Genomic DNA, 23,156 nt, shown 5'->3' with positions numbered 1-23,156 from the left:
CCCAGCGGCAAGCACGATAGGTTCCTGTTTAGATGTACAACCTCCTCAACGACCTTTCGATCATCGAAGTTTCAAGCTTCGTCGCGTCTCCCACCGCGGGGCTTTACTGCGCGCAGATGGGCGCAGAGGTGATCCGCGTCGATCACAAGGCGGGCGGGCTGGATTACAACCGCTACATGCTCACCAGCGAAGGGCGGAGCCTGTCGTGGGAGAACCTGAACCGCGCCAAGAAATCGGTCGCGCTTGACCTGCAATCGGGGGAAGGGCGCGAACTTTGCGTCGAACTCGCCGCGAAAACCGGTCAGCTCATCACCAACCTTCCCGAACAGAGCTTCCTCGCCCATGGGAAAATGCAGGCCAAGCGGGCGGACATGATCAGCTTGCGCATCATGGGCTGGCACGACGGGCGGCAGGCGATGGATTTCACCGTCAATGCCGCTGCCGGCTATCCGCTGATGTGCGGCCCCGAAGACTGGGATCCAGCCACTGCACCGCCCGTCAACCAAGTGCTGCCGGCGTGGGATTTCATTACCGGCGCCTATTCCGCCTTCGCGATGCTCGCCGCGCTGCATCACCGTGATCGGACGGGCGAGGGCAGCGAAGTGCGCGTTCCGCTGGGCGACGTCGCGATCGGCACGCTCGCCAATTCGGGCACCATGGCCGAAATGCTCTATCGCGGCGGCGACCGCGAACGGCTGGGCAATGCGATCTGGGGCGCATTCGGGCGCGATTTCCGCAGCCGCGACGGCGCGCGCTTCATGGTCGCCGCATTGACGCCCAAGCAGTGGAGCGGACTGGTCAAGGCCTTCGGGGTCGAGGCTGGCATGGCCGCGCTTGAAGCCGAGCTCGGCGTGCGCTTTGCTGACGGCGACACCCCCCGCTTCCAGCACCGTGGGCGGCTGTTCGCACTGTTCCAGCAGGCGGCGGACGGCATGGACTACGACACCCTCGCCGCGCGCATGGCGGCGGAGGGCTGCACCTTCGAACGTTACCGCACCGCTTACGAAGCAGCGAACGACGCGCAGCTGGTGGCGGAAAACCCGCTGTTCGGCCCCTCGCCCGCCAACCCCTCCGGTTTCACCTATCCCGCCACCCGCAGCTTCGCGAACTTCCCCGGCCGCGAGGTCGGCGATCCGCGCCCCGCCCCCTATCTTGGCGAACATTCCGAGGAAGTGCTCAGCGAGAGACTCGGCCTGTCCTCGGGCGCGATCGGCAAGCTGGTGGACGCAGGCACCGTGGCCCTTTCAGACAAGGACAGAATATGACCAGACGCGCAGCAATCTGCACCCCGCTCCGCACTCCGGTGGGCAAGTTCCTTGGCGGGCTGTCGAGCATGAACGCCGGGCAATTGGGTGCGGTGATTCTGAACGCGCTGATGGAGCGCAGCGGGATCGATCCGGCGCGGGTGGACGACGTGGTTTTCTCACAAGGCTACGGCAATGGCGAGGCGCCCGCGATTGGCCACTGGAGCTGGCTCGCGGCGGGCCTGCCCATCGAGGTGCCCGGCTTCCAGCTTGATCGTCGCTGCGGATCGGGCGTGCAGGCGGTGGCGACGGCGGCGATGATGATCGAAACCGGCATGGCCGATGTGGTGGTCGCGGGCGGCGTGGAGTCCATGTCGAATGTCGAACACTACACCACCGACCTGCGCGGCGGGGTGCGGATGGGCGACATGAAGCTGCATGATCGCCTCACCCGCGGGCGGCTGATGAGCCAGCCGATCGAGCGTTTCGGCGTCATCACCGGCATGATCGAAACCGCCGAAAACCTCGCCAAGGATTACGATATCACCCGCGAGGAAGCCGATGCTTTCGCGGTGCGCAGCCACCAGAATGCCGCGCGGGCATGGGCAGAGGGCAAGTTTGCCGAGCAGCTCGTTCCCGTCACTATCCCGCAAAGGCGCGGCGATCCGGTAGTGTTCGACCATGACGAGGGCTACCGCGCCGATGCCAGCATGGAAACGCTGGGCAAACTGGCCCCGATCGACGGTAAGCGCGATCCTGCGGCCATCGTCACAGCAGGCAATGCCAGCCAGCAGAACGATGCGGCGGCGGCCTGCCTGGTGGTGGCGGAAGACAAGCTGGAAGAACTCGGCCTCACCCCGATGCTGTGGTTCGGCGGCTGGGCGGCGGCTGGTTGCGACCCGTCGCGCATGGGCATCGGCCCGGTGCCAGCGGTGGAACGCCTGTTCGAACGGCGCGGCTACAGCTGGGACGATATCGGCCTTGTCGAGTTGAACGAAGCCTTCGCGCCGCAGGTGCTCGCGGTGCTCAAGGGCTGGGGCTGGTCGGCTGACGACAGCCGCCGCGATATGCTCAATGTAAACGGATCGGGCATCAGCCTCGGCCACCCGATCGGCGCGACCGGCGGGCGCATCCTCGCCGACATGGCGCACGAGATGCACCGCCGCGGCGTCCGCTATGGGCTGGAGACGATGTGCATTGGCGGCGGTCAGGGCATCGCGGCCGTGTTCGAGCGGGCAGCGTGAGCTTCGAGGCCTGGATCGGGCGCGAGGCGCGCGCAAGCGACCGCCTCGATGAAGGACTGGCGACCCGCTGGCTCGCCACTTTCGATCTGCCGCGTCCGCACCCGGCCATCATGCCGCAGGGCATCCACTTCGCGCTGTGCACGCCCGAAGCCCCCACCGCGCAACTGGGCGAGGACGGGCACCCCGCGCGTGATGATAGCCCGGCCAGCTTCCTGCCCCCCTTTCCCATGCCGCGCCGGATGTGGGCATCGTCGAAGATGCAGTTCCTCGCTCCCATCGCCATTGGTTCCGTGATCGAGCGAACCAGCAAGGTGGTATCGGTGAGCGAGAAAGAGGGCGGCTCTGGACGGCTCGCCTTCGTAGATGTCGAGCATGTGACCAAGGCCAACGGTTCCGTCGCGGTGATCGAGACGCAGACGCTGGTCTACCGTGATGCCGCCGCGCCCGATGCGCCGCTATCCCCGCCGCCGCCGGGCGAGAGCAGTTTCGATCCCGCCGGATGGAACGCGCACCGCGCTCTCACCCCCGATGCGCGGCTGTTGTTCCGCTACTCGGCGCTGACCTTCAACACCCACCGCATCCACTACGATGCGCCCTATGCGCAAGACGTCGAACGCTATCGCGGCCTCGTCGTCCACGGTCCGCTGACCGCGAGCCTGCTGCTGCAACTGGCCGCCAGCGAGCTGGGGGAAAACCGTCTGCGCCGCTTCGCTTTCCGCGGCCTTTCCCCCGCCATCGCGGGCGAGCCGCTGCATCTTGTCATGCGCAAGAGCGAGGCGGGATATGATCTCGCCGCCTTTGCCGGTGACGGACGGCAGGTGACCCAGGCAAGCGCCGGGGCCTAATCAGACCCGAAATCCGCGATCGGTTTCAGTACCCCGTAGCTTTCCTTCACCGGATCGCGCCCGAGATCGGGAAATTCGATTCCCGGCGGATCTTCATGCGTATCGGGAATCCGGTCGAGCAGGTCGCGGATCAGCGTCAGCCGTCCGCGCCTCTGGTCGTTGAAATCCACCAGCGTCCAGGGCGCGTGCTTGGTGTGGGTCGCTTCCAACATCGCCTCGCGCGCCTTGGTGTAATCGTCGTATTTCGACCGCGCGGCGAGATCGACGGGCGACAGCTTCCAGCGCTTCAGCGGGTCTTCCAGCCGTTCACGCAGCCGTTCTTCCTGTTGTTCCTGATCGGTCGCCAGCCAGTATTTGAACAGCAGAATGCCGTCTTTCACCAGCAGCTTTTCGAAGGTCGGTACCGCCTTGAGGAACGCCTCCACCTGTTCGGAGGAGGCATAGCCCATCACCTTCTCCACGCCGGCGCGATTGTACCACGACCGGTCGAACAGCACGATTTCGCCCGCGTGCGGCAGGTGTGCGACATAGCGCTGGAAATACCACTGGGTCAGCTCTTCCTCGCTCGGCTTGGACAGCGCCACGGTGCGGCACTGGCGCGGATTGAGCTTGGCGCGCACGGCGCTGATCGCTCCGCCCTTGCCCGCGGTATCGCGCCCCTCGAACAGCACCACGATGCGTGCACCAGTCGCTTTGGCCCAGCGCGCCATGCTGACGAGTTCGCTGGTCAGCGGTTCAAGCGCTTCCTCATATTCGCTGCGCTTCATGCCCATGCTGCCTCCCCCCTCTCCTGTTCGTCTGTTTGTCCTTGCGTCCGCCCGGTGGTAGTATCATTTGTAACGATATGGCCACGCTCGCAGAATCCGCTCCCGATTACACCACCCTGCCCGAAATGGCGCAGGATGTCTTTACCGCGCCGCTCGCCCGGCCAGCGCATGTGGGCGATGACTGGCTCGAACCGCAGCAGACCGATTATTCGTCCGAGGACCACGCGGTTTGGGACGATCTGTTCGCCCGCCAGCTGGAGATCCTGCCCGGCCGCGCGGCCAGCGCCTTCATGGCAGGCCTTGAAAAGCTCGATCTGGGACGCGGCGGGGTGCCCGAATTCGGCCAGCTGTCCGAGGAACTCGGCGCGTTGACGGGCTGGAGCGTGGTGCCGGTGCCGATGCTGATCCCCGATCACGTGTTCTTCTGGCACCTCGCCAACCGCCGCTTTCCGGCGGGCAATTTCATCCGCACGCGCGAAACCTTCGACTACATCCAGGAACCCGACGTGTTCCACGATGTGTTCGGCCACGTCCCGATGCTGACCGATCCGGTGTTCGCCGACTACATGCAGGAATATGGCCGCGCCGGATGGAAGGCGATGCGCTACAACCGGCTGAAGGCGCTGGGCGCGCTTTATTGGTACACGGTGGAATTCGGGTTGATCCTGGAAGGCGGCAAGGACTTGCGGGCCTATGGCGCGGGCATCCTGTCAGGCCCGACCGAAGCGCGATTTGCCGTGGAGGCGCAAAGCCCCAACCGCATCATGCTGAATGTCGACCGGGTGATGCGCACCGATTACGTCATCAGCGACCTGCAACCGACCTATTTCGTTATCGAAAGCTTCGCCGATCTCTATCGTCAGACGGTGGAGCGCGATTTCGACCGGCTCTATCGCAGCCTGCAGGCCGGCTTCACCTATGCCAATTCGGCGGTGATCGATGTCGATGACGTGTTGCACCGGGGGACACAGGAATATCACCTGCGCGGCGGCAGGGGGAGTGGCGCGGCGCCGGTTTAGGCTTCCGCGAGACGCCGCAGGATGGCGTGATACAGCACCAGCGCGACGGCAGTCACGGCCAGCGCGACGCCAAGGCCGAAGAACGACAGACTGCCCAGCATCGTCCCGCCATTGGCGACACCGCCCGCCAGCAGCGACACGGCCACACCGCCCGCAATCTGGCGCAGGATCGCGCCCGGCGCTTCGGTGCGCGCGATGATCGAGGCCAGCCAGCCCAAAGTCGCACCCAACACGATCAACACCAGTAACGCCATTATTTGTCTTCGATTCCTGCATCCCGGCGACTTGCCGGTTCAACTCCCAAACCGCCTTGTCGCCGTGTGGTTCCGGAAAAGTGCTCTAGCGCAAGGTCAGCCAGGCAAGGCCGGCCGCGCCGACAACGAGCCGGTACCAGGCGAAGGGGGCGAACCCGATCCGCGTAATGATCGTCACGAACAGCTTGACCACCACCAGCGCGGTGACAAAGCCCACCGCCGAACCGATCCCGATCAGTTCGAAATCGTGCGAGGTCAGATCGGCGCCGTATTTCGCCAGCTGGTAGACGGTCGCCCCCGAAAGCGTAGGCACCGCGAGGAAGAAGCTGAATTCCGCGGCGGTCTTGCGATCCACCCCGAAGGCCATGGCCCCCAGGATGGTCGCACCCGAACGGCTCACGCCCGGAATCATCGCAAGGCATTGCACCAGCCCGACAAGCACCGAAGTGCGCAGCGGCACGCCCGCAACGCCTGCACCCTCGGCGGGCGGATTGGCCCAGCGTTCGACGACCAGAATCGCGATCCCGCCGATGATGAGCGTCCAGCAGACCAGCACCGCATTGCCGAGCATCGTTTCGATCACGTCGCCAAAGGCAAGGCCCAGCAGCACCGCCGGAAAGAAGGCAACCAGCAGATTGCGCACAAAGGCAAGCGCGCCTTTCTCAAGCCCGAACAGCCCCTTGGCCACATCCCAGAAGGTGCGCCAGTAAAGCACCACGATCGCGAGGATCGCGGCGGGCTGGATAGCGATGTTGAACACCTCCCAGTCGCGCTGGTCGAAACCGAGCAACTCGGTAGCAAGGATCAGGTGCCCGGTCGAAGATACCGGCAGGAACTCGGTCAATCCTTCGAGGATGCCGAGCAGAATTGCGGCGAGCGTGTCGTTCATGGGCGCTGCGCTTTGCCGAGTGCCGCCAAAGTGTCAAACCAAAAGGCCCGCCCCGAAGCGGGAACGGGCCTTGAAGGGTTTTACCAGATGCGCACGCGCTTTTCGGGCGGCAGGTAAAGCTTGTCGCCCGGCTTCACGCCGAAGGCTTCGTACCATTCGTCAAGGTTACGGACGACGCCGTTGACGCGGTATTCCTCGGGGCTGTGGCTGTCGGTGCGCAGACGGGTGCGATAATTCGCCTCGCGCTGGGCCGAACGCCACACCTGCGCCCAGGCCAGGAAGAAGCGCTGGTCGCCGGTCAGCCCGTCGATCACCGGCACATCCTTGCCCTTGGTGGCGATCTTGTAGGCGCGGTAGGCCATCGAAAGCCCGCCGACATCGCCGATATTCTCGCCCAGCGTCAGCCGCCCGTTGACGCAGGTCTCGCCGTCATCGAGCGGGCAGAAGCCGTTGTACTGCGCCACCAGCGCATCGCCGAGCGCATCGAAGGCGGCGCGGTCCGCGTCGGTCCACCAGTTGCGCAATGCGCCGGTGGCGTCGGATTTCGAACCCTGATCGTCGAAACCGTGGCCCATCTCGTGCCCGATCACCCCGCCGATCGCGCCGTAATTCACCGCGATATCATTCGAGAGCGCGAAGAACGGCTGTTGCAGGATGCCCGCCGGGAACACGATCTCGTTCTTGGTCGAGTTGTAATAGGCGTTCACCGTCTGCGGCAGCATGCCCCATTCGGTGCGGTCGATCGGCTGGCCGAGCTTGGCGACATTATCCGCCTGTTCCCACTTCGCCGAAGCCATGCGGTTGGCGATCGGATTGTCGGCGGTGATGGCAAGGCCTTCGTAGGTCTCCAGATTGGGGCGATAGCCGATCTTGGGGTCGAAGCTGGCCAGCTTGGCGCGGGCCTGCTTTTTGGTTTCCTCGCCCATCCAGCTGATCTCGTCGATCGACTGGCCCAGCGCGACGCGCAGGTTCTCCACCAGCTCTTCCATCGCCGCCTTGTTTTCGGGCGGGAAATTGCGCGCGACATATTCCTTGCCGATCAGCTCGCCCAGCAGGCCCTCGGCCTCGCCGATGGCGCGCTTCCAGCGCGGGCGCTGTTCGGGCGTGCCGCGCAGGGTCTTGCCGTAGAAGGCAAAGCTCGCCTCGTCGAAACGCTTGGGAAGCACGGACGCATTGTCCGACAGGAATTCCTTGATCATCCACGCCTGCAGCGTCGCCACCGGAGTTTCACCGAGCAGCGCGAACATCCCCGGCAGGCCACTGCCGATCTTGGCCAGCGTGGCCGCATCAAGGCCCAGCTCGGCCGCTTCCTCTGGCGTCGGCGGCATCAGGCTGACGACATAGGTCGGGCTCTTGTCCAGCCCTGCGGCCGCAAGCATTTCCAGCACCGGAACCTTGCCGCCCATCGCCGCCATTTCCTCGGCCGAAACGCGGTTATAGGTCAGGTCGCGGTTGCGGCGCACGGCGCGGTCCCACGCCACGGTGCGGGCGATCTGCGCTTCGAAGGCATAGACCGCCTCTGCAGCAGCCGCCGGGTCTTCGTAACCGGCCTCGCCCAGCAGGAAGGCGAGATAGTCCTTGTACTTCGCCTGGATCTCGCGGCCCTTCTCGCTCTGGTCGAGGTAGTAGTCGCGATCGGGCAGGCCGAGGCCGCCGAAACCGACATAGGCGACATAGCGATCGGGCTGCTTGGCATCCACGCTCACCGATCCGCCGACCGGGCTGGCATAGCCGGGCTGGGTCCACAGCTTCGCCAGATCATCCAGCGTGGTCGCGGCGATTATGGTGTCGAGATAGGGGCGCGCCGGGGCAAGCCCGGCGGCCTCGATCGCATCGGTATCGAGATAGGCCTTGTAGGCATCGAGGATCCGCACCTCGTCGGCGGAGAGGCTGTCGGCCTTCTTCGCCATCAGCTCGTCCATTAGCGCCTTGACGTCGGCAGTGCTCTTTTCGCCCAGCAGGGTGAAGGCGCCGAAGCGGCTGAATTCGGACGGCAGCGGATTGGCGTCGAGCCAGGGGCCGTTAACATAGGCGAAGAAATCGTCGCCCGGCTTCACATCCTTGGCCAGCAACGCCGGATCGACACCCCATGCGCCGAAGCTCATGGTCGGTGTGGCGGTGGCGGCGGTGTCGCCCTCTTCAAGCAGCCGCTCGATGCCGTCGGCGCTATCATGCGCGTCATGGGCCATGGCGGGCGCGGTGCAGAGGAAGAAAGTGGCAAGCGCGGCAAGGCTTGCGCCGCGAAGAGCGGATTTGCGAATCATGTTTCGTGTCCCCGAAAGCTGATGCAGGATTTGTGCGACGGTGCACTTAACGCTGGCGCGCACGAAAGGTTGCCCTTGATCCGGCGCTGGCAGCACTTCGTCGAAAAGCGGGGTCAGGCGGTCAGTCGGGCCCGCTCACGCAGCGGCGTCGGCGAATTGCAGCCGGGCAAGGCGCGCGTAGAGCCCTCCCGCCTTGGCCAGCGTGTCATGTGTGCCTTGTTCGACAATCCTGCCCTCGTCGAGCACCACGATCCGGTCAGCCGCGCGCACGGTTGCGAGACGGTGGGCGATCACCAGCGTGGTGCGATCTTTCATCAGGCCTTCCAGTGCCTGCTGCACCAGCTGTTCGCTTTCGGCATCCAGCGCGCTGGTCGCTTCGTCGAGCAGCAGGATCGGCGCATCGCGCAGCAGTGCGCGGGCAATCGCGACGCGCTGTTGCTGCCCACCCGAAAGCTGCGTCCCGCCTTCGCCCAGATAGGTGTCGAGCCCCTGCGGGAGCGCGCGCAGGAAGGTTTCGGCATTGGCGGCACGGGCGGCCTGCCAGATATCCTCGTCGCTCGCGTCCCACTTGCCGTAGCGCAGATTGTCGCGGGCATTGGCGCTGAACAGCACGCCGTCCTGCGGCACGAGCGCGATGCGCGCACGCACGTCGGCCGGATCGGCCTTGGTCAGCGGGATGCCGTCGAGACGGATGGTGCCGCCCTGCGGATCGTAGAACCGCTCGACCAGCTGGAAAATCGTGCTCTTGCCTGCACCCGAAGGGCCGACGATGGCGACAGTCTCGCCCGGCTCGATCTCGAGCGTGAAGTCCTTGAGCGCCGCCACCTCGGGCCGTGCCGGGTAACGGAAGGTGACATTGCGGAAGCTGAGGCTGCCACGCGGCGGCTCGGGCAGACGTTCGGGCCGTGCCGGGGGCGCGATATCGGGACGCGATTCAAGCAATTCCGCCAGCCGGCTCGCCGCGCCCGCGCCGCGCAGCAGATCGCCGTAAACTTCGGTCAACGCGCCCAGCGCGCCCGCGACAAGGCCGCCGGTGAGGACGAAAGCAGCGATGGTGCCGCCGCTGATCGCACCTTCGGCCACAGCAATCGCGCCGCGCCACATCACCAGCACCACCCCGCCGAACACCAGCAGGATGACCACCGAAGTCATCGCCGCGCGCAGGATGATGCGCCGCCGGGCAGTTTCGAAGGTGCTTTCCACCACACCGGCGAACCGCTCTCCCTCGCGCCGCTCCTGCCCGAAGCTCTGCACGATCTTCATCGCCGAGAGCACTTCGGTAATATAGGCGCCGACATCGGCGATCCGGTCCTGGCTCGATCGCGATACGGCGCGGATCTTGCGCCCGAAATAGACGATCGGGGCGATCACCAGCGGGATGCCCACCAGCAAGCCGATGGTCAGGCTCGGCGCGAGATAGAGCAGCAGCCCGATGCCGCCGATCGCGGTCAGTGTGTTGCGCAGCGCCACCGAAACGGTCGTCCCCACCACGTTCTCGATGATCGCGGTGTCGCTCGTCATCCGGCTGGAAATTTCCTTGGGGCTGTTGACCTCGTAGAAACCGGGCGACAGCCGCAGCAAGTTCTGCTGAACTTTCAGACGGATATCGGCCACCACCCGTTCGCCCAGCCAGCTCACGAAATAGAACCGCAAAGCCGTGCCGATGCCGAGGATGACAACGATCATCAGCAGGTATTGAAAGGCGTGGGCAATATCGTCGGTGCTGGCCGATCCGGTGAAGGCTTCATCGATGATCACCTTGAAGCGCCACGGAATAGCCAGCGTCGCTGCCGAGGTAATCACCAGCGCCAGCAGCGCCAGCGCGATCTGGCGAGGGTATTGAACCGCCGCGCCGAACACCATGCGCAAGGGCGCGAGCGAGCGCGAGCGAGCGGGTGTTTCGGCTTCGGCTTCGTCCCCCGTCGGCTCGTTTGCGGCCGGCACGGCCTCGGCCATTGTCTCGGGCGCGTCTTCTGCGGCTGGTGCCGCGCCGTCGCGTTCTGGGGTTTCGCCATGCATATCGCCGCCCGCTCTAGCCACGCCGCACGCGAATTTCACGTGCAAAAAGCAACAGACACATCTCGCGGCGGGGAATGGCCGGAATATTGTGCATTGCACAACGGCGCGCAAAGGCCCATCTGTACACCTCAGGCGCCCGGGAGAGAGGCGCTGCAAATGTTCGTCGCTTGAGGGGCCTGCCCAATGCTTTACCACGCCTATGAACTGCAACGCAGCTGGATGAACAGCGCTAGCGCGCTGGCCTCGATCAGCGCGGGGATGTTGTCCAGCCCGGCCAATCCGCTGAGCTACATGGGTATGGGCCCGCTGGCCGCGAGCGCGCTCGACGTTTTCGCTCACGCCACGGCGCATTATGGCAAACCCGAATTCGGCATCGACAGCATCGATATCGACGGCAAGCCGCATGCCGTGGTGCAATCGACAGTGATGAAGCGCCCGTTCGGCGACCTTCTGCGCTTCCGCGTCGAAGGCCAGCCTGCCGACCGACCGCGCCTGCTGATCGTCGCACCGATGAGCGGCCACTACGCCACGCTGCTGCGCGGCACGGTGGAACGGATGCTGGAAAGCGCCGAGGTGTTCATCACCGACTGGGCCGATGCCAAAATGGTCCCGGCCGACGCGGGCAAGTTCGATCTCGACGATTATATCGACTACCTGATCGAATTCGCCGAGCACGTGCATGACGAGGCCGGTGGCCAGCGTATCCATATGATGGCGGTGTGCCAGCCTTCGGTCCCGGCCTTCGCGGCGACCGCGCTGATGAACCTCCACAATTCGCCGGCGACGCCTGCCACGCTGACCATGATGGGCGGCCCGATCGACACCCGCGAATGCCCGACGGTCGTCAACAACATGGCGATGCAGCGCCCGATCGAATGGTTCCGCCAGAGCGTGATCGCCACCGTGCCGATGAAATATGCCGGTGCCGGACGGCGCGTCTATCCCGGCTTCATGCAGCTTTCAGCGTTCATGAGCATGAACCTGTCGAGCCACATGATGAGCCATTACGAGATGTTCAAACACCTCACCATCGGTGACGAGGCGAGCGCGCAGGCGACCAAGGATTTCTACGACGAATATCGCAGCGTGTGCGACATGACGGCGGAATTCTACCTCCAGACCGTCGAGGAGGTGTTCCAGAAGCACTCGATCCCCAAGGGCGAGTTCCGCCACAAAGGCGAACTGGTCGACATCACGCAGATAACCGACACCGCACTGCTGGCGATCGAGGGTGAGCGCGACGACATCTCGGGCCTTGGCCAGACCAAGGCGGCGCTCAAGCTGACGCCGAACCTGTCTGACGGGAAAAAACGCTATTACATGGCCGAAGGCGCCGGACATTACGGCATCTTCAATGGCAGCCGCTGGCGCAACAAGGTCGCGCCGGTGGTGGAGGAATGGATCGCTGCCCACGCGGGCTAACGATCAGCGCAAGGCCTCACACAGCGAAGGCGGCCTTGCGCCGTTCGCGCTCCAGATGGATGCCCACCGGCAGACAGATGCCGATGAGGCCCGCGACCCACAGGCCGCTGACCGGGTCAGCCCCGACGATTGCCGCGAACAGGGCGATGGTGATTGCCAGGATCAGCCCCGGAAGCACCGGCTGGCCGATGGCGCGGAACGGACGCTCCATGTGTGGCCGTTTTGCCCGCAGCGCAAAATAGGACGCGTTGTACAGCACGCCGGCAAAAATCCCGGTCGCCACCTGGATCTTGAAGACAAAGACATAGGCGCCGCTCATGATCATCGGCACAGCCACCGCGGTTCCGATCAGCATCGCCACCCACGGCGTGCCGCCTCGGTTGACGAGCATCGCGCTGCGGATGAACAGCCCGTCGCGGGCCATGCCGTAAAGGATGCGCGGGTGGGTCATCACCAGTGCGTTAAGCGTCAGCAGCGCCATTATGGCCGCGGCAATGCCGGTAACCTTCGTTCCGACCGGCCCCAGCAGCATCTCGATCAGCACAGCGACAGGCAGGTCAGAGCCGCGCAGGGTATCAATGTCCAGCACGGTAAAGACGCACAGGTTTATCGCGAGATAGATCGCCAGCAGCATGAAGGCCGAGGTGAAGAAGGCGCGCGGGATGTTGCGGGCCGGATCCTTGTCCTCTTCGGCGAAGAAGCTCGGCCCCTGCCACCCGTCATAGGCCCCCAGCACGATCTGAAGCGCGGTGATGAAGGCCACCCAGCCGATGGCCGCCTCGCCAGGGGACACTGACGAGGCGGCGCTCCCGACACCGGACTGCGCGGGAGATTCCAGAGCGAAGGCGGCGATGATCACGCCGCCCAGCAGCAACAGTTTGAGCGTAAGGGCGATAATGTTGGAAATGCGTCCCTCTTCGACACCGAGCCAGTTGAACCCGGTCACAAGCAACAGCGCGCAGACCGCAATCGGCACGGTAAAATCACCAGCAGCGGGGATCGCGAAGGTGAGGAATTCGGCAAAGGCGAGCGCCAATGCCGCGCCGCCCGCAGCATAGCCCGCCCATATCGACCAGCCGGCGAGCAAGCCCATGCCGTCGCCGAAAGCCTCGTGCACCGGCACATAGATGCCGCCCGCTCGCGGCAGCGCGGTGGTCAGTTCGGACGCGACATTGACCGACAGCAGCACATAGATGCCCCCCAGCAGCCAGACCAGCATCGCCGCCCAGAATAGCGGCACCTCGTTCGCCACGACGCCCGGCGTGCGCAGGATGCCGGCACCGACTACCGAACCGGCCATGATCGCGATGCCGAAAGGCAGGCCCAGCCGCTTTTGCAGCGCACCGGAAGCTGGCGGCGAAGAGCTCATGCCGCCGCAGCCGCGTGGCGTTCATTACCCACGCCGCCCGCAAGCGCGCAGGCCAGGCCCAGCAACGTGATCGCCGCCACCGCATAATAGGTGACGCCATAACCGCCGCTTTCGACCAGCCACCCCGAATTACCCGACATCACCGAACGCGACAGGTTCGGCACCGCCATGAACAGCGCGAACTGGCTGGCCGCGATCGCGGGATTGCAGATCCGCATCGCCCATACGATCAGCATCACCGTGAGCAGGATGCTGAGCACGTAGAGCACCCCGGTCAACGCCATGAACAAGGTATCGTCGCGCCAACCCGCGACACTGGCCCCGGCCACCACCGACAGCGCGGCAATCGCAAGGAAATGAGCGATCACCGCGCGCTTCAGCCCGAACCAGCGCACCATCAGCACCGGCAGGAAGAGCGCAAACCCGGCGGCCACGAGATTGAGCAGCGCGCCGTAATTGGCATAGCGTTCGCTCGACCAGCCGAGCTGCTGCACTGCCAGCGTCGGGTTCACCGCATCGACGAAGGCAAGCATCGCGCAGGCAAAGCCGGTGCCCAGCAGGAACAGGAAGGTGCGCGGCGCCAAAACCGAGCGAACGACGCCCGAAATGACCGGCCACCACGCATCGTTCTGGCGCTCAATGCACTCGCGTGAGGCCTGCCCCGAGGTCCACGGAAGCAGGCGTTCGCCCGGCCGTTCACGGAACAGCGCGACAAATAGCGATGCAAGCAGCACCATCGCCGCCAGAGCCAGAGCCGTCGTCCGCAGGCTTCCCGATGACAGCAATTGCCCTGCGGCATAGCTGCACACCGCCACGCCGAGCGCCTGGCTTGCGAACATCAGGCTGTTGATCGCAGTGCGCTCGGCCTCGGGCACGATATCGACCGCCATGCCGTCAACCGCGACATCGCTGAACGTGACACAGACATTGAGCGTGAAGCAGAAGGCGGTAAGCAGCGCGATGTCTCGGGCGCCCGGCGCGGCCAGCGCCATCCCGATCAGCGCCATCACCATCAGCCCTTGCGCCAGCAGGATCCAGCCGCGCCGCCGCCCCATCGGCTTGTAAGTGAAGCGGTCCATGACGAGGCCGTTGAACAGCTTGGTGGACCAAGGCAGCATGGCAACGCCCACGAAGCCACCGATCGCGACCGGACTGGCACCCTGTTCAGCCAGCCAGCCGGGCAAGGCCACCAGCGTCAGGCCAAGCGGCACCCCTTGCAGGAAATAGAGCACGATGATCGCGGCAAAGCGGGCGATCTTGTGTTCGGATAGTGCTGGAAGACGGGCGGGCTGAACTGCAAGCGGCGCAGCGATGACATGAGCCATAGAGACGAGATCCTCGGTCGATGGGGGCAAGAGGCTCCGGCAAGCGGTAGGGTCGCAAGCCCGCTCGCCGGAGCCTTTCAATCCGTTGCCTGCAACTCCCCCCGGATCTGCAGGCCCCGGTGCCGACGGAACGCGTTTCCTGTCGGCAGAATTTTACCCACCGCCCTCAGCGCGGCTTGTATTCCAGAAGCAGAATCGAACTTGTCGTCCGTGCGGCCCCGCTCCCGCCTGCCGGACAACGCGCAAAGCTGTACTGCACACGCCGGACGCAAGGTGCGGCGCGCTGCTTGAACAGGCTTGATGTCTGGTTGTCGGTACAGGGGGCAAAATGCCCGCGTTCGGCGGCTCCGGCAACCGGGGCGACCGTCAAAAAAGCGTCAATTCCGTCCGTTTCAGGCGGTGCGCGGGTCGGCGGGCATGAGATCGGGCCAGCCATGGCGGTTCCACGCCTCGACCAGGCCCACCTCCTCGGCAAAGTCCATGAAGCCGGGATGCTGCCGGATCCGGCGGATCGGCTCGACATCGGTCCACAGGCTCATCAATCCGAACATGTTGGCCGGGTGGATGCGCTCGCGGTAGATCTTCATCACCAATTCGGCATGCCCCATCCAGATCGCGGGGAAGGCGATCGAAGGATCATAGGGATCGGGCATGGTCTGGTGCAGCCCGTCAAGCATCGCACAATAGGTGGCCCTTGCGGTCTCATCGCCGCTGCAAATGCCCTTGGCGGCGATCTGCCAATAGGCATCACGCATGACATCGTTCATCGGCTCGGTCCCGGCGGGCGGCAGGATCACCGTGTTCATCAGCATCCGCTGTGCATAATAGGTTTCGGCCGCTTTCCGATTGTCGCCTGTCGCCGCCTCGAACACGGCCAGCCACATGCCCGGCATTCCCAGATCGACCGTGCGCTGTCCTGTTGCCAGTGCTTGTTCGATCTCGCCAAGGTTGAAATGCGCGGTCGCCAATATCACGTGGTTGCGGCCATAGGCAGGATCCTGCTCGATCCCGGCCTCGATGAACGGCAAGGCCGCACGGCTTCGGCCGAGATAGAGCAGGAACGATCCCAGCCGCAGCGCGACATCGGCATTGCGCGGCTCGCGAGCATAGGCCTCGAACGCGAGATCGAGCGCACCCGCCGGGTTGCGGCGGGTCCATTCGTGAATGCCCTGGATCGCCAGCGCATGGCCCTGCCCGGGATCGAGCTCAACAGCCCGCCGCGCGCATTCGGCCGCCTTGCGCGACCGTTCCACCCGGTCGAGGCAGGGGGTGTAGACGGCATTGTGGATGTGGGCGTCGGCCAGTGCGGTCCAGCATTCGGCGAAGTCGGGATCGATCGCCAGCGCCTCCTCCAGCAGTTCGACCGACTTGGCCGCGGCACCATCGGTGATCGAGCGCCGGACCAGCGAACGGCCCTGGAGGTACAGCGCATAGGCGGCACGGTTGGCCGTCATCCGGCGCATCGGCGCAGGCGAAAGCGACAGGCCCAGCACCCGGCAAATCGCGGCGATGACGTTGTTCCCGATCAGTTTGCGGGATTCGAAGAAATCGTCGAGTGAACCCTCGATCCGGTCCGCCCAGATCTCGGCACCGGTTGCACCTTCAATCAGGGCGATCCTGACCGTTATGGTCTCCGCCGTGCGCTTCACCTCGCCTTCGATCAGGTGGGTCACCCGCAGGCTGGCCGCCATTTCCGTAAGCATCTGCCCGCGTCCCGCGACCGCAAGGACTGAAGTCCGTCCGGCCAGCATGATGCCTTCGACCTTGCCAAGCCGCGACGTCAGCTCGTCGGTCATGCCTTCGGCAAGGAAGAAATCCCCGCCGACGTGGTCGATCTGGTCGAACGGCAGCACGGCCAGCGCGACATCGGCAAGACGCCGGGCAAGCGGGTAGCGGACCTGGGCGGCGGCGCTCAGCCGGGCGCCGGCCTGCGAATCTCCGGCAGAGCGCAGTCCCGAAACCAGCCGCGCTATGCCCTGTCGGATCCGCGCTTCGACCTCCTGCCGTTTAAGCGCCAGCCATTCGTCGAAAGCGGGGTTGAAGTTGATGCCCTGCAGCAGCTGGAGCGTAGCGCTGCCTTCGACCATCGCGGCAGCACCGTCCGCATCGCCTTCGGCCAGCGCATCCTCAAGTTCCGAAAGATCGGACGCCAGCAAATTGCAGTCCAGGCCCACTGCGACGCGGCTGACGATCAGGGGATTGTGGCAACCTTCCTGTTCGAACTGGTGGCGCAGATCGAGCAGGCATTGCCTCAGGCTGGCCTTGGCCTGCGCATGGAAACGATCGGGCCAAAGCAGCCGGCACAATGTTTCGCGATCGAGGCTGCGGTCAGGTTGCAGGCACAACAGCGCAATGATCAGCATTCCACGACGATTGCTGAGCAGCAGCGGGGTGCCGCCCGCTGTCTCAAGCCGGAAATCGCCAAAAATTCGCGCCAGCGCCGCTGTTGTCGGCGCGGCAATCTGCTGCTTTTCGTTGCCCACGCAGGTCCCCCGGTGTGAAGATTAACCGGTGAGCGGGGTTTTTCAATGAATATCGCCGGATTGTCACCCGCCTGCTATCGCGGCGGTCGATGTCCATGCCTTCGCCCTATCACCCGCCGGTCAAACGCAGCCTCGCAATCGCCGGGCACAAGACCTCGATCAGCCTTGAACCCGTTTTCTGGGACATGCTGCGCGAGGCTGCGGCTGGCGAAAGCGTCGCGGTGGCGGCGCTGGTGGCCCGGATCGATGCCGAGCGGATCAAGTCGCCCACGCCGCCCGGTCTCGCCAGCGCGATCCGGGTGTGGCTGGTGGTCAATCGCTAGAGGCTTTGGCGCGCTGCTTGTCTTCTAGCCACGGCAGGACCGGGAATAGCCACTGCTCCCTGATCGACAGCCGTTTGCGATCATCCTGCCCGACCACCGCGGATTCGCCTTCGCGATAGGTGCCGAACACCCTGTCCCAGAAGATCACGGAGTTGCCATAATTGCAGCGCGTGTCTTCATAGCTCAAGGCGGTGTGATGCAGGCTGTGGTTGCGGATGGTGGTGAAGAAATACCCGTACCAGATCGGCGGATCGGCGCGGACATTGGCATGGGCATAAACCGCGATGGCGCCCGACGCGGTGATCGCGCCGAACAGCGCGTTGAGATCGACATCCAGCAGCGCGATCACGCCGAGGCTGATCAGAAACAGTTCTATGGGATTGCCGATGAACCCCTTCATCGCGTTCAGCTGCGTGACGTGATGATGCGGCGCGTGAGTCAGCCAGAGCGGGTGCCAGTTATGCATCGCGCGGTGCATCCAGTACTGGCCGAATTCGAACACGAACATCACCACCAGCACCTGCACGAGGAACGGGCTGGCGGCGAGCCACGGGGTGGCAATGCCGAGCTGCGCCTTCAGTTCGGCGAGCGGTGAATTGATCAGCGCGTCGCTCAAAAACCCGATCACGCCGTAGCCGAAGACAACGTAGAAAATATCGGTTGCCAGTTCCTGGCCGTTCATACGCCAGCCCTCGTGCCGTTCGAACACCAGTTCGAGCAGCTGGACAAAGGCGATCACGGAAAGGCCGACGACAATGATCGTCCATGGCGCTTCGACCCAGCTCTGCGGCGCGAAGGCCCAGAAGCAAAGCACCGCGGCAATGGTCGCGGGCGGCAGCAGATTGATCAGCGTCTGTTTCACTTCGTATCCCTTGCCAGTTGGCGCAGCGCACAGATTTAGGACACGACCCCCTGAGGACAGAATACGCCATCTTGCGCAGGTGGTCGAGGGCGGCGGGCAGAGCGGCTACAGCCCGCGCCAGACCTTCGCTTTCGCCGTGTCCTTCGCGCCATAGCGCGACGCGGTGCAGCGGACGGGGCGGAAGGTCTTGGCGTAGCACAGACGGATTTCCTCCAGCCAACCGCGCGCGTTGAGCTTTACGCCGATCGCGCTTTCGGGAATGCCGGGATTGGCATCGGCAAAGGCGGCGCGGATGCGGCCTGCGGTGAGGCCTTCCTCGCGGCTGATGCGATCGTAATCGGGAAGACGCAGACTATCCCACAGGATCCGGGTGATCTTCAGATAGGCGGCCGGGTTGTTCACCATGCAGCTGCCGTGCTTCGCCCATTGCCGCGCGATCAGGCGTTCCGAAGGCATCATGCACATCGCCCCGCGGATTTCGGCGGGGGTCAGCGGCGCCTCGCGGGTGCACCATTGCGGCCAGCTTTGCCCGCCTTCGGGCCACAGCCCGTGCACGACGAGCCCGAAACTGCCGTTCGCGCCCGAACATTGTGCCGCATGGGCGCGTTGCCCCTCGCGCGGTTTGCAAAACTCGGGCGACCAGCTGAGCGCGAGGGTATAGCCGGTGACCGGCAGGCTCCGGCGCGGTCCGTCTGGCGCGACCTGCGGGACGGAACGCACCGTCGGCGCACGGCACTGGTAGGCCTGCGCGTGGGCCGCCGCAGCCGGAAACACCAGCGCCAGCGCCACCGGCAGCAGGGTCGCTATGCGTCGCATCGCACCTATTCGAAAGCGGCAGGGTCCATACCCTTGGGGCCGTGTGCGAACCACGCTTTCGCATCGGGGCGGAACAGACACCAGATCGCCACCAGCTGAAGCGCGGTTATCGCCACCACGATAAGGCTTTCGACCAGCGGCGTGGTGGCGATCGAGAACGGAATCATCAGCGCTCCGATCACTGTCAGCACCGTCAGTATCCACTTCGCGATGCTGCTGGCCTTGCGCGAGATGAAGAACCACAGCAGCAGCGAGATGGCATATCCGAACGCGGCGCTGCCGATCAGAAAGCCAGGCGTCGCCATGCCCAATTCCGCCACCGCCGGATCGGCCTTGAGCTGCGCCATGACCGATTCAAAGGATAGCGCGGTGTTGAGGATGCCGATCACGATCGCGCCGAGAAAAAGGCGGTCGAACAGAGTGATGGAAGCCGGACGCATGAAGATCCCCCTTATGCGATTGAACCGCGCGAAGCTAACAGGCGGGCGCCGGGTGTCTATTCGAAAATTTCCGCGCCGGCCTCCTGCCGCCTGGCGAACCAGCGATGCGCCCCGGCGGTCAGCAGGCTGAACATGGCGAGCAGGACGAATGCCGCCTCCGCCCAGCGCAATAGTGCAAAACTGCCGGTTTGCAGCATCAGCACCGCATTGGCGCCCATTCCCCACAGCTTTAGCGTTCCGAAGCCCAGCACCAGCCAGCGCGCGAAGGGCGCTGCGAAGAGATAGATCCAGGCAATCGGGATCAGCGCGATGGTGAATTCGGCCGACATCGCGACAATGGTCCAGTCGCGATCCCAGGAAAACCATGGCAGCCGGATGGCCAGCCCCAGTGCGGCAAGCTCGACATCGGCAAGGCCCTGTCCCAAGCGGATGGCGGCGGCGGCCAGGAAGGCGGCGGCGAATACCCGGATCGCCAGCGGTCGCGGCCCGCTGACGACCTTCATAGCGGCTGGAAATCGAGCCCGATATCGGCGGCGGGCGCGCTCTGGGTCAGACGACCGACCGAGATGTAATCGACCCCGCTTGCCGCCTTGGCGGCGATGGTATCGAGGTTCACTCCGCCGCTCGCCTCGGTCGGCACACGGCCCGCAACCAGCCGGACGGCCTCGGCCAGCCTGGCCGGGTCCATGTTGTCCAGCAGCAGGTGGTGCGCGCCTGCCGCCAGTGCGGGTTCGATCTGGTCGATCCGGTCAACCTCGCAGATGATCTTCTCTACCCCCGCTTCCTGCGCGCGGCGCACCGCCTCGCCGACATTGCCGGCGACAGCGACGTGGTTGTCCTTGATCATCGCGGCGTCCCACAGCCCCATGCGGTGGTTCTGCGCGCCGCCCTGACGAGTGGCGTATTTCTCGAGGAAGCGGAGACCCGGAATGGTCTTGCGGGTATCGAGCAGGGTGCATGCCGGATTGCCCCCCGGCCCCCGCATCGCGGTGACATAGGCATTGGTCAGCGTGGCGATGCCGGAAAGGTGCTGGACGATGTTCAAGGCACTGCGCTCCGCCGTCAGCAGCGCCCGCGCGCGGCCCTCGATCCGCATCAGGTCGGTGGCGGCCGCAACCTTGTCACCATCATGGACCAGGGTTTCGATCGTGCAGTCGGGATCGAGGTGCCGGAAAATCGCCTCGGCCAGCGGCAGGCCCGCGACGACAATCGCATCGCGGCTGTCCATCACGCCTGCAAAACGCGCATCGGCGGGGATCACGCTTTCCGAAGTCACATCGCGCCCGCCGCCGGGCAGGCCTTCGCCAAGATCTTCGGCAAGCGTTTCGCGGATGAATTTCTCGAGGTCGAAGCCGGGCAGGGTGAACGTGGTCATGTTGGCACATTAAACGGAGCCGCAGGCTCCGCAAGCACGACCGTGCGCCCGCAGCGGGCGCGGCTCTGCCGCGCGTCTAGCGAGGACGAAGGCGCGGAGGCGCCTTCGCCAACAAGAACATCAGTGCACAAACCGCGCCACGACGTCGCGGTACGAGCGGCTCACCTTCACCTCGGCCCCGCTTTCCAGCACCAGGAAGCATTCGCCATTGGTGTGGGGGCGCACCTGCCGGACAAGGTCGAGGTTGACGATGGTCGAACGGTGGACGCGCTGGAACTTGCGCGGGTCGAGGCGGCGTTCGAGATCCTTCATCGTCTCGCGCAGCACCAACGAATTGTCGCCGGTGGAGATGATCATGTAATCGCCCGCGGCCTCGATATGCTCGATCGTGTCGACTTCGACGCGGAAGATCTGGCCGCGATCCTTGACGTTGATGAGCTTTTCGAAACGGTCGGCGCTTTCGCTAGCGGCGATGGTGGTCTCGACGAAATCGGCGGCGCGCTCGGGCGCGATCTCGTTGAGCACGTCGAGCAATTGTTCAGCATCCTCGGCCGATTTCTTCTCGGCCAGGCGCTGGCGCACGCGTTCGATGGTGTCGGCCAGCTTCTGTTCGTCGACCGGCTTCATCAGGTAATTGACGGCATTGGCCTCGAACGCGCGGATGGCGTGTTCTTCGTAAGCGGTGACGAAGACGAACAGCGGCGGTTCGATATCCATCACGCCCTTGACGACGGAAAAGCCATCGAAGCCCGGCATCTGGATGTCGAGGAAGACGAGGTCGGGCTTTTCGGTCTTGATCTTGCGGATCGCCTCGCGCCCGTTGGCGCAGGTGTCGATGATTTCCACGTCATCGAAAGGTTCGAGCCGCAGTTGCAGGCCCTGGATCGCGAGTTTCTCGTCGTCGACGAGGATGGTTCTGATGGTCATGCGGATGTTCCGAAGCTTCGTTGCGGGGGATTGAGGGGGATGACCTTCGCGCCCGGGGAGGCGGCGGCGGCATCGCCCTGCGGAGCAGGCGCAAGGGGTGCCTGCAATTCGGGTTCGCTTGCGCGGACATATGGGATTTCGATCATCACAGTGAAACCCCCGCCCGGTTCCGAGCGGGTTTCGAACACGTGCGCATCGCCATAGGCCTGCATCAGCCGGTTACGGATATTGGCAAGGCCGACACCGGTCGACACCGGCTTGCCCGGCGCATGTCCGGCGCGCATTTCGGCGCGCACGCCTGCGGCATCGAGCCGGTCAAACAGCAGAGGCTCCTCCACGCCCGGACCGGTGTCCTCGACCGTCAGGCGAAGGCGGTCACCGATCACCCGCGCGGTGAGCGAGATGCGCGCGCCTTCTTCCTGCGGGCTGACGGCATATTTGATCGCGTTTTCGACCAGCGGTTGCAGCAGCATCGAGGGCAATTGCGCGTCCATCGCCGCATCGTCGATCGCGAAATGGGTGCGCAGCCGCTCCTCGAACCGCATCCGCTCGATATCGAGATAGAGCTGGAGCGTCTCGATCTCCTGCGCCAGCGTCACCTGACTGCCCGGTTCGGCAATCAGCGTATGGCGCAGAAAGCTCGACAGGCGGGTGAGCATCGCATTGGCCGGTTCGGTCTGCTTGAGCAGCACCAGCGTGCTGATCGAATTCAGGGTGTTGAACAGGAAGTGCGGGTTGAGCTGGTAACGCAGCATGGCGAGCTGCGCGGCAGTGGCCTGCGCCTCGAGCCGCTCCAGCCGGTCGGCCTGGCGTTCTACCGTCAGGAAGAAGTTGATCGCGTAGTAAAGCGCGCTCCAGCCGACCAGCAGCGTCAGCGGGAGATAGGAAAGCCCGATGAAACGCTGCGCGAAGGTCGTCTCGCGGCTACCGGCGTAATAAACCCCCTGCACCCAGGCATCGATCGAGGCGTGCAGGATCACCGCCACGAACAACACCAGCGCCGTCACCCCCCATGTCACCAGCGGCTGCTGATGGATGAGCTTGCGATAGATTACTGACAGCACCAGCGTGATCGAAAAGCCGGTGATCGTGGTGACGAGGATCAGCGCCAGCAATTCGAGCGGCTGGCCGTTGACCAGCGCCGAGACTGCACGCAGCAGGAAAGCGGCCCCCCAGCCGGCCAGCTGGAGGTTCCAGAACGCCCGGTTCTTGCTGGCGAAGAACGGCGCCGGCTGGATCTGGAGCACTGCCATAGCGTCCCTGTCCTAA

The 23,156-nt window shown here is 64.6% G+C and carries 21 protein-coding genes; 6 read left to right on the top strand and 15 right to left on the bottom strand.

Annotated features, from left to right (window positions below):
• The first annotated feature begins 32 nt into the window (after positions 1 to 32).
• Genes OIK40_RS12535 through OIK40_RS12525 form a run of 3 tightly spaced genes read left to right on the top strand, consistent with a single transcriptional unit; the run spans position 33 to position 3,333 of the window.
• A complete protein-coding gene (locus tag OIK40_RS12535) occupies positions 33 to 1,265 on the top strand; it encodes a CoA transferase (RefSeq protein WP_273678688.1) in 1,233 nt (410 codons plus the stop codon).
• On the top strand, positions 1,262 to 2,488 hold the full coding sequence (locus OIK40_RS12530) for an acetyl-CoA C-acetyltransferase (RefSeq protein WP_273678687.1): 1,227 nt from the start codon (positions 1,262 to 1,264) through the stop codon (positions 2,486 to 2,488). Before OIK40_RS12535 ends, OIK40_RS12530 begins: the two co-directional genes overlap by 4 nt.
• Complete coding sequence (locus tag OIK40_RS12525; protein ID WP_273678686.1) at positions 2,485 to 3,333, top strand: HTD2 family dehydratase; 849 nt, start codon at positions 2,485 to 2,487, stop codon at positions 3,331 to 3,333. Before OIK40_RS12530 ends, OIK40_RS12525 begins: the two co-directional genes overlap by 4 nt.
• Here OIK40_RS12525 and ppk2 read toward each other — a convergent pair.
• Positions 3,330 to 4,106 carry a polyphosphate kinase 2 gene (gene ppk2 / locus OIK40_RS12520; protein WP_273678685.1) on the bottom strand — a complete coding sequence of 259 codons (777 nt, stop codon included), beginning with the start codon at positions 4,104 to 4,106 and terminating at the stop codon, positions 3,330 to 3,332. The two genes, OIK40_RS12525 and ppk2, sit on opposite strands and share 4 nt — an antisense overlap.
• Positions 4,107 to 4,177: 71 nt before the next feature.
• Between ppk2 and phhA the strand changes: the two genes are divergently transcribed.
• Positions 4,178 to 5,119 carry a phenylalanine 4-monooxygenase gene (gene phhA / locus OIK40_RS12515; protein ID WP_273678684.1) on the top strand — a complete coding sequence of 314 codons (942 nt, stop codon included), beginning with the start codon at positions 4,178 to 4,180 and terminating at the stop codon, positions 5,117 to 5,119.
• Here phhA and OIK40_RS12510 read toward each other — a convergent pair.
• From OIK40_RS12510 to OIK40_RS12495, 4 genes are all read right to left on the bottom strand, one after another.
• Positions 5,116 to 5,373 carry a hypothetical protein gene (locus tag OIK40_RS12510; RefSeq protein ID WP_273678683.1) on the bottom strand — a complete coding sequence of 86 codons (258 nt, stop codon included), beginning with the start codon at positions 5,371 to 5,373 and terminating at the stop codon, positions 5,116 to 5,118. The genes phhA and OIK40_RS12510 overlap by 4 nt on opposite strands.
• 85 nt (positions 5,374 to 5,458) lie before the next feature.
• Positions 5,459 to 6,262 (bottom strand): undecaprenyl-diphosphate phosphatase, encoded by an 804-nt coding sequence (locus tag OIK40_RS12505; protein ID WP_273678682.1) that lies wholly within the window; start codon positions 6,260 to 6,262, stop codon positions 5,459 to 5,461.
• 80 nt (positions 6,263 to 6,342) lie between these two features.
• On the bottom strand, positions 6,343 to 8,526 hold the full coding sequence (locus OIK40_RS12500; protein ID WP_273678681.1) for a M13 family metallopeptidase: 2,184 nt from the start codon (positions 8,524 to 8,526) through the stop codon (positions 6,343 to 6,345).
• Between the two features lie 135 nt (positions 8,527 to 8,661).
• A complete protein-coding gene (locus OIK40_RS12495; protein ID WP_510167390.1) occupies positions 8,662 to 10,482 on the bottom strand; it encodes an ABC transporter transmembrane domain-containing protein in 1,821 nt (606 codons plus the stop codon).
• Positions 10,483 to 10,728: 246 nt separating this feature from the next.
• Here OIK40_RS12495 and OIK40_RS12490 point away from each other — a divergent pair, with 246 nt between their 5' ends.
• Complete coding sequence (locus tag OIK40_RS12490; protein WP_273678679.1) at positions 10,729 to 11,967, top strand: polyhydroxyalkanoate depolymerase; 1,239 nt, start codon at positions 10,729 to 10,731, stop codon at positions 11,965 to 11,967.
• 16 nt (positions 11,968 to 11,983) lie between these two features.
• On the opposite strand, the gene OIK40_RS12485 is transcribed toward OIK40_RS12490, so the two are convergent.
• From OIK40_RS12485 to OIK40_RS12475, 3 genes are all read right to left on the bottom strand, one after another.
• Positions 11,984 to 13,336, bottom strand: a complete 1,353-nt coding sequence (locus OIK40_RS12485; protein ID WP_273678678.1) for an APC family permease — start codon at positions 13,334 to 13,336, stop codon at positions 11,984 to 11,986.
• A complete protein-coding gene (locus tag OIK40_RS12480; protein WP_273678677.1) occupies positions 13,333 to 14,661 on the bottom strand; it encodes an MFS transporter in 1,329 nt (442 codons plus the stop codon). The genes OIK40_RS12485 and OIK40_RS12480 overlap by 4 nt, the downstream gene beginning before the upstream one ends.
• A gap of 392 nt (positions 14,662 to 15,053) precedes the next feature.
• The gene (locus tag OIK40_RS12475; RefSeq protein ID WP_273678676.1) at positions 15,054 to 17,144 is read right to left on the bottom strand and encodes a hypothetical protein; all 2,091 of its coding nucleotides are present in this window, start codon (positions 17,142 to 17,144) and stop codon (positions 15,054 to 15,056) included.
• Between the two features lie 95 nt (positions 17,145 to 17,239).
• Here OIK40_RS12475 and OIK40_RS12470 point away from each other — a divergent pair, with 95 nt between their 5' ends.
• Positions 17,240 to 17,467: a ribbon-helix-helix domain-containing protein gene (locus tag OIK40_RS12470; protein WP_273678750.1), complete on the top strand. Its 228-nt coding sequence runs from the start codon at positions 17,240 to 17,242 to the stop codon at positions 17,465 to 17,467.
• Here OIK40_RS12470 and OIK40_RS12465 read toward each other — a convergent pair.
• The 7 genes from OIK40_RS12465 to OIK40_RS12435 form a co-directional block, all read right to left on the bottom strand.
• Positions 17,457 to 18,329 (bottom strand): sterol desaturase family protein, encoded by an 873-nt coding sequence (locus OIK40_RS12465; RefSeq protein ID WP_273678675.1) that lies wholly within the window; start codon positions 18,327 to 18,329, stop codon positions 17,457 to 17,459. The two genes, OIK40_RS12470 and OIK40_RS12465, sit on opposite strands and share 11 nt — an antisense overlap.
• Before the next feature lie 105 nt (positions 18,330 to 18,434).
• Complete coding sequence (locus tag OIK40_RS12460; protein WP_273678674.1) at positions 18,435 to 19,145, bottom strand: ribonuclease T2 family protein; 711 nt, start codon at positions 19,143 to 19,145, stop codon at positions 18,435 to 18,437.
• 5 nt (positions 19,146 to 19,150) lie between these two features.
• Positions 19,151 to 19,585, bottom strand: coding sequence for a hypothetical protein (locus tag OIK40_RS12455; RefSeq protein WP_273678673.1), 435 nt, complete (start codon positions 19,583 to 19,585; stop codon positions 19,151 to 19,153).
• 56 nt (positions 19,586 to 19,641) lie between these two features.
• Entirely contained in the window at positions 19,642 to 20,088 is a 447-nt protein-coding gene (locus tag OIK40_RS12450; RefSeq protein ID WP_273678672.1) for a hypothetical protein, read from the bottom strand.
• Positions 20,085 to 20,960 (bottom strand): carboxylating nicotinate-nucleotide diphosphorylase, encoded by an 876-nt coding sequence (gene nadC, locus OIK40_RS12445; protein ID WP_273678671.1) that lies wholly within the window; start codon positions 20,958 to 20,960, stop codon positions 20,085 to 20,087. Before nadC ends, OIK40_RS12450 begins: the two co-directional genes overlap by 4 nt.
• A gap of 120 nt (positions 20,961 to 21,080) precedes the next feature.
• Positions 21,081 to 21,887 carry a LytR/AlgR family response regulator transcription factor gene (locus OIK40_RS12440; RefSeq protein WP_273678670.1) on the bottom strand — a complete coding sequence of 269 codons (807 nt, stop codon included), beginning with the start codon at positions 21,885 to 21,887 and terminating at the stop codon, positions 21,081 to 21,083.
• The gene (locus OIK40_RS12435; protein WP_273678669.1) at positions 21,884 to 23,140 is read right to left on the bottom strand and encodes a sensor histidine kinase; all 1,257 of its coding nucleotides are present in this window, start codon (positions 23,138 to 23,140) and stop codon (positions 21,884 to 21,886) included. The genes OIK40_RS12440 and OIK40_RS12435 overlap by 4 nt, the downstream gene beginning before the upstream one ends.
• Between the last annotated feature and the right edge of the window lie 16 nt (positions 23,141 to 23,156).

This window comes from Erythrobacter fulvus (assembly GCF_028595285.1).
Classification (GTDB): Bacteria; Pseudomonadota; Alphaproteobacteria; order Sphingomonadales; family Sphingomonadaceae; genus Erythrobacter; species Erythrobacter fulvus.
The sequence above is the reverse complement of the archived record's forward strand: the minus strand, read 5'-3'. Positions and strand labels throughout refer to the sequence as shown.

What these genes read in the sequence shown, in the direction of transcription:
- OIK40_RS12535 (WP_273678688.1), top strand. Translation starts at nt 33, where the DNA reads ATGTACAACCTCCTCAACGACCTTTCGATCATCGAAGTTTCAAGCTTC.
- OIK40_RS12530 (WP_273678687.1), top strand. Translation starts at nt 1,262, where the DNA reads ATGACCAGACGCGCAGCAATCTGCACCCCGCTCCGCACTCCGGTGGGC.
- ppk2 (WP_273678685.1), bottom strand. Translation starts at nt 4,106, where the DNA reads ATGGGCATGAAGCGCAGCGAATATGAGGAAGCGCTTGAACCGCTGACC.
- phhA (WP_273678684.1), top strand. Translation starts at nt 4,178, where the DNA reads ATGGCCACGCTCGCAGAATCCGCTCCCGATTACACCACCCTGCCCGAA.
- OIK40_RS12510 (WP_273678683.1), bottom strand. Translation starts at nt 5,373, where the DNA reads ATGGCGTTACTGGTGTTGATCGTGTTGGGTGCGACTTTGGGCTGGCTG.
- OIK40_RS12505 (WP_273678682.1), bottom strand. Translation starts at nt 6,262, where the DNA reads ATGAACGACACGCTCGCCGCAATTCTGCTCGGCATCCTCGAAGGATTG.
- OIK40_RS12500 (WP_273678681.1), bottom strand. Translation starts at nt 8,526, where the DNA reads ATGATTCGCAAATCCGCTCTTCGCGGCGCAAGCCTTGCCGCGCTTGCC.
- OIK40_RS12495 (WP_510167390.1), bottom strand. Translation starts at nt 10,482, where the DNA reads ATGGCCGAGGCCGTGCCGGCCGCAAACGAGCCGACGGGGGACGAAGCC.
- OIK40_RS12490 (WP_273678679.1), top strand. Translation starts at nt 10,729, where the DNA reads ATGCTTTACCACGCCTATGAACTGCAACGCAGCTGGATGAACAGCGCT.
- OIK40_RS12485 (WP_273678678.1), bottom strand. Translation starts at nt 13,336, where the DNA reads ATGAGCTCTTCGCCGCCAGCTTCCGGTGCGCTGCAAAAGCGGCTGGGC.
- OIK40_RS12480 (WP_273678677.1), bottom strand. Translation starts at nt 14,661, where the DNA reads ATGGCTCATGTCATCGCTGCGCCGCTTGCAGTTCAGCCCGCCCGTCTT.
- OIK40_RS12470 (WP_273678750.1), top strand. Translation starts at nt 17,240, where the DNA reads ATGCCTTCGCCCTATCACCCGCCGGTCAAACGCAGCCTCGCAATCGCC.
- OIK40_RS12460 (WP_273678674.1), bottom strand. Translation starts at nt 19,145, where the DNA reads ATGCGACGCATAGCGACCCTGCTGCCGGTGGCGCTGGCGCTGGTGTTT.
- OIK40_RS12455 (WP_273678673.1), bottom strand. Translation starts at nt 19,585, where the DNA reads ATGCGTCCGGCTTCCATCACTCTGTTCGACCGCCTTTTTCTCGGCGCG.
- OIK40_RS12450 (WP_273678672.1), bottom strand. Translation starts at nt 20,088, where the DNA reads ATGAAGGTCGTCAGCGGGCCGCGACCGCTGGCGATCCGGGTATTCGCC.
- nadC (WP_273678671.1), bottom strand. Translation starts at nt 20,960, where the DNA reads ATGACCACGTTCACCCTGCCCGGCTTCGACCTCGAGAAATTCATCCGC.
- OIK40_RS12440 (WP_273678670.1), bottom strand. Translation starts at nt 21,887, where the DNA reads ATGACCATCAGAACCATCCTCGTCGACGACGAGAAACTCGCGATCCAG.
- OIK40_RS12435 (WP_273678669.1), bottom strand. Translation starts at nt 23,140, where the DNA reads ATGGCAGTGCTCCAGATCCAGCCGGCGCCGTTCTTCGCCAGCAAGAAC.